This is a genomic window from Mycobacterium sp. KBS0706 (assembly GCF_005938675.2).
Classification (GTDB): Bacteria; Pseudomonadota; Alphaproteobacteria; order DSM-16000; family Inquilinaceae; genus Inquilinus.
In genome coordinates, this window is record NZ_VCCH02000057.1 from 19,191 (window position 1) to 32,831 (window position 13,641).

9 protein-coding genes are annotated in these 13,641 nt (G+C 65.8%); all 9 read left to right on the top strand.

Features of this window, described 5'->3' with window-relative positions; translation table 11 throughout:
* Positions 1 to 275 precede the first annotated feature (275 nt).
* The 9 genes from FFK22_RS26550 (at position 276) to FFK22_RS26590 (ending at position 13,618) form a co-directional block, all read left to right on the top strand.
* Positions 276 to 4,262 carry a hypothetical protein gene (locus tag FFK22_RS26550; protein WP_138887832.1) on the top strand — a complete coding sequence of 1,329 codons (3,987 nt, stop codon included), beginning with the start codon at positions 276 to 278 and terminating at the stop codon, positions 4,260 to 4,262.
* Between the two features lie 392 nt (positions 4,263 to 4,654).
* Positions 4,655 to 5,065 (top strand): hypothetical protein, encoded by a 411-nt coding sequence (locus FFK22_RS26555; RefSeq protein WP_138887831.1) that lies wholly within the window; start codon positions 4,655 to 4,657, stop codon positions 5,063 to 5,065.
* A 71-nt stretch (positions 5,066 to 5,136) separates the two neighbouring features.
* The gene (locus FFK22_RS26560; RefSeq protein ID WP_138887830.1) at positions 5,137 to 5,712 is read left to right on the top strand and encodes a DNA-binding protein; all 576 of its coding nucleotides are present in this window, start codon (positions 5,137 to 5,139) and stop codon (positions 5,710 to 5,712) included.
* A 578-nt stretch (positions 5,713 to 6,290) separates the two neighbouring features.
* A complete protein-coding gene (locus FFK22_RS26565) occupies positions 6,291 to 7,247 on the top strand; it encodes a PBSX family phage terminase large subunit (protein ID WP_138887829.1) in 957 nt (318 codons plus the stop codon).
* Between the two features lie 189 nt (positions 7,248 to 7,436).
* Entirely contained in the window at positions 7,437 to 8,672 is a 1,236-nt protein-coding gene (locus FFK22_RS26570; RefSeq protein WP_221938873.1) for a DUF1073 domain-containing protein, read from the top strand.
* A 68-nt stretch (positions 8,673 to 8,740) separates the two neighbouring features.
* Positions 8,741 to 10,759 carry a hypothetical protein gene (locus FFK22_RS26575; RefSeq protein ID WP_138887827.1) on the top strand — a complete coding sequence of 673 codons (2,019 nt, stop codon included), beginning with the start codon at positions 8,741 to 8,743 and terminating at the stop codon, positions 10,757 to 10,759.
* Between the two features lie 208 nt (positions 10,760 to 10,967).
* Positions 10,968 to 11,981 (top strand): DUF2213 domain-containing protein, encoded by a 1,014-nt coding sequence (locus tag FFK22_RS26580; protein WP_186002662.1) that lies wholly within the window; start codon positions 10,968 to 10,970, stop codon positions 11,979 to 11,981.
* Positions 11,982 to 12,149: 168 nt separating this feature from the next.
* Positions 12,150 to 12,623, top strand: a complete 474-nt coding sequence (locus FFK22_RS26585) for a hypothetical protein (RefSeq protein WP_138887825.1) — start codon at positions 12,150 to 12,152, stop codon at positions 12,621 to 12,623.
* 41 nt (positions 12,624 to 12,664) lie between these two features.
* Positions 12,665 to 13,618 (top strand): DUF2184 domain-containing protein, encoded by a 954-nt coding sequence (locus FFK22_RS26590; protein ID WP_138887824.1) that lies wholly within the window; start codon positions 12,665 to 12,667, stop codon positions 13,616 to 13,618.
* The last annotated feature ends 23 nt before the right edge of the window (positions 13,619 to 13,641 follow it).

Sequence of the window (13,641 nt, forward strand, 5' to 3'; positions counted from 1 at the left end):
AATTCGAGCCCGACAGCGACCCCTTGGGCCGGGAGGCCGGATTGTCCCTGTGGCGGCCCAAATCGGGCCTTTGCCAACAGACGAGTCTGTCCGAAAGTCCGCCGCATCGGCGAAGCCGTAGACCAATCCAGAACAGCCAGCCAAGCCCTGATGATACAAGTTGGACAAATGCGAAGTAGTTGGGGCAAGCTCGTAGGGGATGTCGCGACTCGACGACATTGCGCGGCCGCTACACGATATCCTCTCAGACGATCACCGTCGATGAGTGCCGAAGATTGACCGCGCCCGCTCTACGATCTGCAACAGCCGGAGCCAAGGCTGCGCTCGATGGGTACGAGTACCAGCTCGGCGTCTCGGTATTCGCCGCTCTGCGGTTGATGCTAATCACCAAGTCGGCGACCCGGATCACGCTCGAACCCGCCAATGAAGAAGATCTGGAGTCGGATCTCGAACCTGCGACGCCTGGCCGTATCCAACCTAGCGCGAATATAGCAGACGGCTATAAGCTCGTCGTGCAGGTGAAGCTCCGCAACAGCGGTCCCTGGACAATCACCGACTTCGACGCGTTGCTCAGGTGCGGCACGACTCGTCGACCGGCCAAGCACCACCTCGACGACCCAGGCACGCGCTATCTGCTGATCACCAACGCCGATGCCACCGGTAAGGCCCGCGACCTGCTGGTACATGGCTTGGAGGAATGGCCGGAAGACCGACCTTTCCCGGCGAGCCTCTCGGGGACATTGGCCCATAAACCTGAAGGTCGGGTCGCCATTTGGGGCGTTCTCACCGAGCGTCTCTTGGACTTGGAGATCAACGACATCCTCGGTTCTCTTATGCGGGTGCCACATAGCAGGCAGGCCGAGTGTCGCGCGCGGCTGCGGGACGAGGCTCGGCGGCGAATGGGCGGCACGAGCCGGGGCGTTTGGACGCGCGAGGAATTGCTGAGCGTCATCCGCGGCTGCGGCGGTTATTTGGCGAGCGCTCCCCAACTCGAGGCGTTCGTGCCACCGGCAAACTACCAAGCCCTAAGCGATCTGCTCGAACGGCGGAATGCCCTCGTCATCACCGGACCTTCGGGAACGGGCAAGACCTGGACCGCGCTGGCGTTGGTTGATCAGGCGCGGCAGCGACCTTCCGCCCCTGAAATCATCCAGGTCAAAGTCAACAACGGTCCATCGAGCACGCGGACGCTGACCGACACCGGCCCGAAGCTCTTCTACGTCGAGGATCCGTGGGGGCAGTATAGCTTGCGGGGCGGCGCCGACGCTTGGACTGAGCAACTGCCGAGACTGTTGCGTGAGGCGCATGCTGGGCATCAGTATGTCATTACCTCGCGTAACGACATGCTCGGTCTGGCTAAGGCTGACGAGCGTCTCGCCCGCTGGACCGTCGTGGTTGACGCGGACCAATATCGGGATGGCCAGCTCGCGGACATCTACGACAAACGCCTGGAGCTGTTGGCGACGGACCTGCAAGCTAAGGCGCTGGATTTCCGCACGGACGCATTGGAAGCGCTCGAAACGCCATTCGAAATTAATTTGTTTTTTACTTACATGGCCGATGGTCCGGAGCCGGATGAAGTTGACCCTGCTTTCTATCAGCGAATACTCGCGCTAGCCCATCGAGAAGCTGTAGAAGACGTCGTTGTTTCCTATCTAAATGCCAGCGATCAGACCGGCTGGTCGGCGATCATATGGGCATTGCTTGCGGCTAGATCGCAGTTTGACCGCAGTCAGTTGATCAGCCTTAGCCGCCAATTGCGAGTCACTGGCCCGGCGTCTTTTGATGGGCTGGAGAAGCTGGTGAACCGGCTCGTTGCCACGCGCCATCTGCGCCAGCCGGGCCAAACCGTTAGCTTCTCGCATCCTAGCGTCCGCGCCGGTTTCGAGATCTTTATCAAGGAGAATTGGGCGCGCAGCGAAGCGACCTTAGCGTCCCTGATCTCCGCCTTAACTCAACTCGGCGGTTCGCAACGGGACTGGGCGCTCGAGACCGCGGCCCGTTCGTTCCAAGCGATTGCCGATCTCGTTGCCGGCGCTGAAAATCTCGATTCGGAATTTGAGGCCGAAAGCGCCAGTCGCGCTACGATCGACGCCTGGCTGGAAGAGGGCTTGATCGATTCGAAAGCCGATTTCCGATCCTTACTGCAACTGGCGTCCGACGTCGGCACGCGAACATCGACCCCGTCAGAACTTGCGCGATGGTTCATCCAGGGTATACGGCGTGGCGGCCAGTTTTTCCTCGACGATTGGCAGCCGCCGAGCTTTGACGACGCTTGGTATAGGCGGATCTCGGCCGATCCACGGTCGCTCGTTATCGCGGATCGTTTTGTTCGTGAGCAGTTGCCGGAGGACCGGGACGGCTACGGCGACAACTTTTCAACCGAACTCGATCGTATCGCGACCGGCCTCACGCCGGCCTTTCTCGCGGCGGCGCGTAAGGTGGTTACCTCCGGCTTCGACAGAAATGTCGGCGCGGTGGCGACTGGCGCAGTGCGAGACCTCGACCGTTACGAAGAGGTGCTTGAGGCAGCGCTCGATGAACTTGCGGACCTTCGCCGATCCTATGAGCGGGAAGGCAGGGAACAATGGCGCGCGATTCAGGACGGGGAATGCGACGCAGCGGATGAGGAAGGCTACCAGTTCCAGCACGAGGGCGATGACTACGCCGCCCGCGTTCTTGTGGCTGCCTATGTAAAACGAGTTAGATCACTGGGCCGCTGGGAGACCTTAGCAGAGCATCGCCGAATCGTCGAATTCGGCCGCGTGTGGGCCGACGACGTCATGCGAGCCAACGGATCGGTCTCGCTGGAGGAACTTCGGACCCTCATCGCTATCACGGGGTCCAGCAGCGACGAAGACGGGGCCTGGGACGCGGCGCGAGAGCATTGGAAAGCCTCGCTCTTCTCTGACCTTGTACAGCGGATCCTTTCGAATCCCGGCGACAAGGACTTGCGCGGCGCGCTCGCCTTTTGCGCTTTGATGAAAGCGCCAGCTGCGCTTCCGCTGTGCTTTGAGCGATTGGCTGCCACACCTGCACTTTTCGTGCATCTGCTGGTGGACGTGCACGCAGCGCAGCGCCGCATTTCGAGCAAAACGCGCGCGCGGCGAGTCCGGCCGCTCTTAAAGCTGCTTCCAAGTGTGGCGCTTGAGATATTTGCGGCCCTATCGGTCGAGGGTAAGCCCCTATCGGCGGTCGACCAAGAGACGCTAGTCCTGCTGGAGCGAGCGGCGGAAACAGCGGCGCCCTTCGTACTCGACGTAATCGTGCCGATTATGATCGCCAGTGGTGCCGCCCCGTCAGCCGCCATCCGTCGCTGGCTTGTCGAGACCACGGACAATCGACTGGCTAAGGCCGCGGCAGACGCCGCAATCCGCATCCAGGATGACGCGCTCGTGTGGCTCGCGCTTGGGCACGCGCGAGCTGACGCCCGTGAGGCAGCCATCACCTATCTTGCAGCCCGGCTTCCAGATCCGCTGCCGCCGCGCCTACTGAACCTCTCGTCCGATCCGGGTTGCAGGGTCCGACGTACCCTAGTTCGCATTGTTGCTCGCCGGCCGCGCGTTGAGCATCAGAGCGTTCTCCTCAAACTGATTGACGACGTTTGGTCGGACGCCGAAGCCTTTCACAACGAGCCGCCGTCGTACCCCATCGCACGTGAAGCGGTTGTCGCGCTCGCGACCTACGGGGGCCTTTCGGATGAAATTGGGGAAGCCCTGTTGGTTCGGGCCGAACGCACAGACGACCGGTCGCTTGGGATAGTGGCGTTAAACACCGCTGCCCAATGCTGTAGCCCTGCAATCCGCAAAAAGGTTTGGGACCTATCCTTCATCGACCAGCCCCGCTGGGTCCGCGTCGACGCAATCGACGCCTTAAGTCGATCCGATGTGGTCGAGAGCGAGATTGTCGAAGCGATCACCCCCAAGCTCCTCCACCGATTACCGCCGCCCTTGGCGGCCTCCGCCTGCGTACTTCTCGCGACTCATGGTCGGGTCGAGGCCGTGGTTGAGGCGATGGAGCGGATTGCATGTTCGGCCAAGCGGCGCGCGCTGTTGCTGCTAGGCGTCCATGGCCTTGCCGACCGCGACCGCCCTGCTGCGCTCGGGCTCCTGACGTTACTCGGACCAAATCATCCCGGGCGGCGGCTGCTCGATCTCGCCGATGGCGAATGCCTGCCGAAAACAGTGCTCGACGATCTTGGCCATATCCGCTTTCGCAAGGCCGTCCAGAGCTGGCTCGATGACAAGATCGCAAAGAACTAGAACCTGTCGACCCGGCTCGGCGCGAGGCGGCCGCACAACGAACCACGCCGCGGTGCCGACTGAGCCGCAGTGGAGCAGGGCGCAGCGTTCGCCGTAGCGTGGATATTCACCGTCTTGCGCCGTCGAATCGACTGCGCTAACGTTCTGGTGGGCGTCGAAACCCATTACACAAGGCGGTAGAGCACCGCCGGACGGCTATGGTCGTCGAAGGTGCTTTTTTTATGCCCGGATTCCGGGCGCGGCCGGATTTGGGCCGGGAGGCGGCGGCACATGTCCAGGGGGCAACCCTAAAAGCTGTCGCGCCGTTCCTTGTGGCGGTTTCGAACTCCCGGCTCGCTCCGTCCGGAGCGGGTCCCATGCGCCTTCGAAAGCGCACGCAAGGGAACCGGACCATGTTTCACCTTCTCTCGCCGACGTATCACGACGATCCCCTGTCTATCCTCGACGATCTCTCCGCCGTCGCCGAGGCGCTCGCCTATGGCTTCCGGGACAATGAGGCTGCCGAAGCCACCGACGCCCGGCGCGGCTACGGCCTGATCGCGTCGGCGTTGAGCGCGGCACTTCTCGATGTTGGAACCGTGGTCAAGGGACAGACCGAAGGCTTTCGTCGGGATCGCGTTGCTGAGATGGCCCAGCGGTATGGATCGACGGAGCAGCCGCGACGGATGGGCGCTCCTGACCTGACGGAGCCGGTCGGCGATGACGCTCCGAGCCCCGAGGAATTGCTTGCCGAGGCGCGCAGAGCTGGGCAGGCCCACGACGCGGAAATGGGTGGACGCAGACGCATCGTCCGCGCCGGCTGATCCTGCTCCATCGAGGGGCGAGGCGGACGCTTCGCCCCTTTTCTCATGCCTGACCACGAAGGGAGCACGTCATGCACGACGGTGGCTTTTCCCTGACCGTCTCGATCCCCGTCGCAGAGTGGACGCGCATCAACCACCGTCTGCGTTACATCGAAGCGGCCCTGATACAGATGCTGCGCGGCGGTCGCCGCCTGAAAGAGTGGTTCACGCTTGCCGACCTGCTGGCGCTCAACCTTCCCGGCCTTCCGACGACGCGCCAGGGCCTCAGTCGCCGGGCGGCCCAAGAGGACTGGCCACGCCGGATTGGCGCCGGCAGGGGCGGCGAGCGATACGAGTTCCATTTCTCCGGCCTGCCCAAGCGGGCGTTCGAGGGGCTGATTGATGGCATCGTGGCAGCGCCGCTTCGGTCGGATGACGAGCCGGACGCACCCGCCATTCAACCGGCACCATCAGCGCCGCTCCCGCCGGTTGTCGCGAATGCGGAGCCGGTGTGGATGCTGCCTCTGATGAGAGTGCTGCGGGGCGGGCGCAAGATGACGTTGGAACAGGTGATGCGGGAGCTTCCCAAGCGCCTCCCTTCCGGGGTCAGTTGCCCCACTCGGGACGAGGTGAGGATTACACTACGCCGACTTGGCTTAAGCGCCTGACAGCCCGCGTTAGCGGCTTCAACCGGGGGCGGTGAGCGACTCACCGCCCCCCTTTCTATTGCGGCAGACTGTGTCCGACCCGCATCAGCGGAGCCAGTAGTACTGTGCCGCGTTAGTAACGTTGAGTATTCCCCATCCGCGAGGCGGATCCGGTGGAAATCAATCCGTCCGGGCGAGTTCCCACTTCCGCCAAACTTGACCCCATATGGCGACACGAAGTGCGGCATCTAAGTCATTGGAATTCGGCAAGGTTGGCGCAACTGGCAAGAGTTCCGGGCGTTGCCAACCTTCGTTTCCGGAAAGGTTGGCCGAAGTGGGAATCCGACGGCGGAAGGCCTCGACATTGGCTCCCCGTCGCTCAACCGCAGGCGCCAGGCCGATCTCACCCCTGATCAGAGCCCGACCGTTTACTTTCAAACGTGGTTCGTCGGCGCTCATTCCCGTGCAAAAGCGACCGCCCAAGATTCGCACTTTTGCTCATTTCGTCTAAAATCGCGCTTTGGCAGAAATCCCCTTCAGCGCCCCGAGAAGGGACGATTTTTCAAGCGCTTAGGGACGATTTTTACGAACTCGGAACTGTGCCAAAGCGATCACCCCCCTACAGCATCCTCGGGCCCGGCGGCGGCCGGATCATCTTCCAGGGCATGCAGAACCACACGGCGGAATCGATCAAGTCGCTGGAGGGCTACGACATCGCCTGGGTCGAGGAGGCGCAGTCGCTGTCGGCCCGCAGCCTGGAGCTGCTGCGGCCGACCATCCGCAAGCCGGGGTCGGAGCTGTGGTTCTCCTGGAACCCGACCCAGCCGAAAGATCCGGTCGACGCGCTGTTCCGCGGCCCCGTGCTGCCGCCGGACTCCCTGCTGGTCAAAGCCAATTATTCGGAGAACCCGCATTTCCCGGCGGTGCTGCAGGCGGAGATGGAGTGGGACCGCGCACGCGACCCGGACAAGCACCAGCATGTCTGGCTGGGCGGCTATCGCCGGGTCAGCGAGGCCCAGGTGTTCAAGAACTGGCGGGTCGAGGCGTTCGAGACGCCAGCCGACGTCCGGTTCCTGCTCGGCGCCGATTGGGGGTTCAGCACCGACCCGACCGTGCTGGTGCGCTGCTTCGTCGTGGGGCGGACCCTGTTCGTCGACCACGAGGCCTATCGCGTCGGCTGCGAGATCGACCGCACGGCCGATCTGTTCGACACCATCCCGGGGGCGCGGACATGGCCGATCGTCGCCGACAGCGCCCGGCCCGAGACGATCAACTACCTGCAGCGTCATGGCTTCGGCAACCTGCGGCCGGCGGTGAAGGGGGCGGGGTCGGTGGAGGAGGGCGTCGCCTTCCTGCAGAACCACGACATCCTGGTGCATCCGCGCTGCCGGCACCTGATCGATGAGCTGAGCCTCTACAGCTATCGCACCGACCGGCACACCGGCGAGCTGCGGCGACAGCTCGAGGACCGCGAGAACCACGTCATCGACGCTCTGCGCTATGCCGTCGAGAGCCGGAGGCACAGCACCTACGACGCCTCGATGCGCTGGGTCTGAGACCGCTCGATACCGCGCCCGGGGCGGCCGCCTGACGGCGGCCTCGAAGCTTCCGGTGCTCACGGACCAATGTCCGCTGCGCTCCGGTTCTCGAAACCACCGCCATTCGACTCACCCAAGGCGCGGTCTCGAACGGTCTCCGGAGCGAGGCCCATTCGGCGACCGCCGTTCGACTTTCGGAGGCCGGCCTTGTTCCTGGACACGCTGACCAACCTCGTCGCCGGGCTGTTCACCGGCAAGGACAAGCTGGCGCATGACCGCTTCGGCCTGGTGCCGCAGGATCGCGGCCAGCTCGACGCCGCCTATCGCGGCGACTGGATCGCCCGCAAGGTGATCGACGTGCCGCCCTTCGACATGACCCGGGAATGGCGGCGCTGGCACGCCGCGCCGGAGCAGATCGCGGCGATCGAGGCGGAGGAGGCGCGGCTCGACGTCCAGCGCAAGGTGGCACGGGCGCTGCGCCTGGCCCGGCTGTATGGCGGCGCCGCCCTGGTGCTGGGAGCCGGCGACGGCGACCCGGCGCAGCCGCTGCCGCCGCTCGGCCGCGGCGCCTTGCGCTACCTGCACGTCACGCATCGCTGGGAGATCATGCCCGGCGAGATCGATCGCGACGTGCTGTCGCCCGGCTTCGGCGAGCCCGGCTGGTACCAGGTCGCCTCCGCAGGGCGAGGCGGCGTGCGGCTGCATCCGAGCCGGGTGGTGCGCCTGGCCGGCGCCGAGCTGCCGGACGGGGCGGGCACCGACGGCTGGGGCGACAGCGTGCTGCAGGCGGTGATGGACGCGATCCGCCAGGCTGGGCTGGCCGCCCAGGGCGTGGCGACGCTGATCCATGAGGCCAAGCTCGACGTCATCCGCATCCCGCAGCTGACCCAGAACCTGGCGCAGGCCGATTATGCCGAGCGGCTGGTCGAGCGCTTCACCCTGGCGAACACGATGAAGGGGCTGGTCAACGCCCTGGTGATCGACAAGGAGGAGGAGTGGGACCGCAAGCAGCTGAGCTTCGCCCAGCTGCCCGAGATCATGCAGCAATACCTGCAGATCGCCGCCGGCGCTGCCGACATCCCGGCCACCCGGCTGCTCGGCCAGGCCCCGGCCGGGCTGAACGCCACCGGAGAGGGCGACATCCGCAACTACTACGACCGGATCGCGGCGGAGCAGCGAGTGACCCTGGGCCCGGCCCTGCGCCGGCTGGACGAGGCGCTGATCCTGAGCGCGCTGGGCAGCCGGCCGGCGGAGATCCGGTCCGAATGGGCGCCGCTGTGGCAGCTCGGGGCGGGGGAGCGGGCCGAGATCGGCCTGAAGAAGGCGCAGGCGAGCGAGATCTACGCCCGGACGGCCCTGGTGCCGCCCGACCAGCTGGCGGCCGCGGTGAGGGGGCAACTGGTCGAGGACCGGGTGTATCCGGGGTTGCCGGAGGCCGATTAGGTCGCGCCCCGCGGCCGGCATCGCCCGGCTTTCGGCGAACATTAATTCAACTTCGATGGAGATGATTCATGACCGTGAGGACATCGTCCAATCCGCTCTATTCCAATCTGGTGACGGCCGCTGCGGCCGCCGCGAGCACGGGCCTCGTGATCGACAGCCCCGTGACCCTCAGCTCCAGCCTGTCCATCGAGGTCCCTGTGGAGGTGGAGCCCGGCGGTGCGATCAAGGTCGCGGACGGAATGACGCTGACCTTCACCGAGCCCTTCACGGCTCCGCCCATCCGGATCTTCATCCGGGACCCCGGCTGGGGCGGCGCCGTGTTGTTCGGCAACGGAAACGTTGAGATTCCAACCACGATCTACGGCGACAACCCAGCCACTCCCGAATACGATCCGAATATAATGATGGCGCCGGAGATCCGCGAAGCGGTGTGGGTCACCCCTTCCTGGTGGGAGGACGACACCTACAACGACACCGATGCGGTGAACATTGCGCTGGGCTACAACCGGGTCCGGTTCACCAGACGCTACCGGGTGACCTCGGTGAAATCCGAGGCGATCTATCAGATGATCGACATGGCCGGCTTCTTCCTGCACGGGATTGCACCGACGCCGAAGCCCGATCCGAATAACCCCAATGCGCCCATCAAACCCAGTGTCGAGGCGGTGCTGATTCTTCGCAATTGGCGCGACGGCAGGATGTTCAACGCAGGCATCACCTCCGACGGCGACCAGAAGGTGCCGAAGCATGCTTTGAACTACAAATGTGGTCTGCTCTGCGACAGCGAGGCGGCGACGCACGAAAACAGAACGCAGTACAGCTACATCTATGGCCTGCGGATCCAGAATATGATGACCGGCATCGCCTGGGGCCGGTATTCAGGTGATCCAACCGCGCCGGGTGATGCTCAGGAACGCCGGAATCAGAGCGAATTCCACATTTACGACTATTCTCCGCGCGGCGTTCTGGCACCTTTCGTCGGAAACGCCTCGAACGCGTTTCTGCAAATCCACAATTCGATCCTTGGAGCGGAGCAGAACGAGGCCTCGACGAAGGGCAGCGGCACCGGATGGTGGAGAGATGAGGACGGCCGGACGGTGGTCAATCTGGTCGGGTCGCTCCGGCTGACCGGCGGCAGCATCCAGCGGGCGATCACGGCCGGCTACAACCTCGAGGGTGGAGACATCGTCGTCGAGAACTGCGACATCGAGCGTGCCTGTAGCGACAAACTGACCGGCGACGTGACCTATCGGTCGTGCCGCAACGGCCATTATGGCTGGCCCAACACGGTCCCTTCCCCACCGCCCGTCCCCTTCAAGGTCGCAGCGGGTGCGACCGGCCGGCTACTGCTGGAAGATATGGTGATCCGTCGTGACGAGGGGATTGCCAACGGAAGCTCGCACAATCTGGTCGATGCCAGCGAGGCGCCGAACTATGAGATCGTGTTCCGAGACACTGTGGTCAAGCAGTGGCGCATCGGGGCGAACACCGCGTCAAGCTATCTGGTCCATGGCGGCCGGGTGCTGTTCGGCGACCTGACGGTCGACAACAGTGGCTCGACCGCCGCTTCGTATCGGCTTCGCGAGGGGGCGAACCGCCTTACCACTGCCGATCCGACCGGTCGCGCAATGTCGACCGTCAATGATGATCTCTCCCCGAAGGGCGGCTGGGTCAGCATCGGTGCCAGCAGCGGCGGATTCCACCGGATCACCTCTGACTTGCCGCCGGACGCGACCGAAGCGATCCGGCTCCGTGCGACGGGAGCGGGTGTAGAGATCGTGACCGATAAAGCCTTTCCGGTCGAGAGCGGGCAGAGCCGGATCGTCGATTTCTGGCTGAAATACACCGGGGCCACCGGGTCACTGCGCGCTGATCTGCGCTGGTTCGACGCCAATCCCACTCCCGGTCTCATCAGTCAGTTCGTGCTGCTGTCGCAGGATCAGGCGCGGCTTGCCGACAATGGCTTCTCGAACTGGCTTCGGTTCCGTGCCGTCGGCAAGGCGCCGAACGGGGCCGTGGCAGCGAAGCTGTCCTTCTATCTCGGCGCCGGCGCCGACCTGATGATCACCGACATCCGGGTCATCTGATCCGCCTTTGAAGGCTGTCTTCCAAGTGAGTAGGTCGGGCTCGCGGAAAGCGAGTCCAATCTACATCTTTGCCCCCTTTTGCCGTCATTCCCGCGAAAGCGGGAATCTCCTTCAGATTGATCGTGACGAGATCCCCGCTTTCGCGGCGATGACGGTTGTTATTGGCGGTCGACTTGCGACGGCGCCGCCCATATCCCAGGGAGATCCCATGCTCATCACCGATACGGTGACGCTGGTCGGCGACCGGCGCACCACGCAGGACGGCTATCTGGTCGCGGCCGTCCGCGTCGCCCGCACCGGCGTCCAGACCTACAGCGGCGCCGAGATGGGCCGCACCGACCTCGCCGCCGTGCGGGTCTGGCGGCCGGAGGAGGAGGTGTTCGCCGCCGACGCCCTGGCGTCGATGGCGCACCGCCCGGTCACGCTCGACCATCCGGCCGAGCCGGTCACCGCCGCCAACTGGAAGGCGCACGGCGTCGGCCAGGTCGGCGGCGAGGTGGCGCGGGACGGCGACTATATCCGCGTGCCGCTGGTGCTGATGGACCACGCGGCCGTCGACGCCGTCGTCGCCGGTAAGCGGCAGCTCAGCGTCGGCTACGCCGCCGAGATCGACTGGACCCCCGGCACCACGCCGGCGGGCGAGGCCTATGACGCCGTGCAGCGCCGGATCCGCGCCAACCACCTGGCGGTGGTCGACGCCGCCCGCGCCGGCCCGGCCTGCCGGATCGGCGATGCCTGGAATGTTGCGGCGCCGATCCCGCCGGCGGCGCCCGTGGACGAGGTCGCGGCGTTGCGGGCCGCACTGGAGGCCAAGGACGGCGAGATCGCGGCGCTGACCGCCCGGTTGCGCGACGCCGAGCCGAGCCCGGCCCGGCTGGACGAGGCGGTGGCCGCCCGCGCCCTCCTGCTGGCCGAGGCCCGGCGGATCGGCGGCGAGACGCTGGCGGTCGAGGGCCGCGGCGAGGCCGAGATCCGCCGCGCCGCCGTGGCCGCCCGGATCGGCGACGCCACCGTCCGCGACATGAGCGACGCCGCGATCGAGGGCGCCTTCCGGGTGCTGGCCGCCCCGCCCGGTCCTGCGGGCCCGACGGGCCCCGCCCGGCCCGATCCGCTGCGGCAGGTCCTGGCCGAGCGGCCGGTCCCGGGCGATGCCCGGACCGAGGCGCTGCGCCGGCGCGACGCCCGCCTGATCGGTGCCTGGAGAGCTTCCCCCGCGGCCTGAGCCGCCCGCTTCAGAGACGTCTTCACAACACTCCACTTTCCCTCATCGTCATTCCCGCGAAAGCGGGAATCTCTTTTTGGGCCAATACGTTGCGAGATCCCCGCTTTCGCGGGGATGACGAGCGTGGAGGGTGTGAGGAGCCTTGCTTCAGCGAAAGGAGAGACGGACATGGCCGTCGTGCAGAACAGCTACAGCGAGACCATGCGCCCGGCCGTGGCCGGCATGGTCGCCAACCTGACCAATGCCGATGCCGACACCCGCATCGTCGAGACCGCCGCCGGCATCGGCTTCGGCCTCGCCGTCGGCCAGGGCGCCGGAGCCCGCGGGGCCGTGCTCGGCGCCGCTGCGGCCGCCGGCTTCGTCGGCATCTCGATCCGCGACGTCGTGCTCGACCCGCGCGACGGCGACACCTACCGGCAGGGCGCCAGCAGCGCCGTGCTGACCGAGGGCGACATCTGGGTGGCGACCGGCGGCGCCGTCGCGGCCGGCGACAATGTCGTGTTCGAGGCCGCGACCGGCATCCTGTCCAGCCTGCCGGCCGACGCCACCCATTTCGCCATCGCCGGCGCCCGCTGGATGACCGGCGCCGCCAATGGCGGCCTGGCCGTGGTGCGCCTGGGCGGCGCGCTGCCCTCGGCTTGATCCGGACCTTCCGATCGCCCAGCCCTTCGAAGGAGCCTTCCATGTTCGCATTCGACGCCCAGCAGGCGCTGGGCTTCCTCGTCTCCCAGACCGCCAGCATCGAGGCGCAGGTCTACGAGATCCAGTATCCCGACATCCAGTATCCGGCGCTGCTGCCGGTCGACACCTCGGCCAATCCCTGGGCCAGGAGCGTCACCTTCTTCTCCACCGACAAGGTCGGCCAGGCCGACTGGTTCAACCACCAGGCCAAGGACATCCCGCTCGCCGATGTGGAGCGCGCGCAGCACGATCGTCCGATCGAGATGGCGGCGATCGGCTACCGCTACACGCTGCAGGAACTGGGCCAGGCGATGATGGTGCCGGGCACCAATCTTTCGGCGGATCGGGCCGCGGCCGCCGTCCGTGCCTATGAGGAGTTCATGGACGGCCTCGCCCTGCGCGGCGTGCCGCCGAGCGGCGTCGCCAAGGGCTGGACCGGCTTGATCAACGACCCGAACGTCACCGCAGGCCCCGTCGTCAATGACGGCAGCGGGACGTCGACCCTGTGGGCCGACAAGACCCCCGACCAGATCCTGCGCGACATCAACGCCCTGCTGACCGGCGTCTATCAGGGCTCGCTCACGGTGGAGATGGCGGACACGCTGCTGCTGCCGGTGGCGCGGTTCACCGCCCTGGCCGACACGGCGCGCAGCGGCTTCTCCGACACGACCATCCTCGAGTATCTGCGCCGCAACAACACCTACACCGCGATCACCGGCGCGCCGCTGACGATCCGGGCCGTGCGCGGACTGGAGAATGCCGGGGCCGGCAACGCCGCGCGGATGGTGGCCTATCGTCGCGACCCGCAGGTGGTGCGGCTGCACCTGCCGATGCCGCACCAGTTCCTGGCGCCGTCGCCGTCCGGGCCGCTGACATTCGACGTTCCAGGCATCTTCCGCACCGGCGGGGTCGAGATCCGGCGGCCGAAGGCTTTCCGCTACGCCGACGGCATCTGAGCCGCCTGTCCGATCATGCGCCG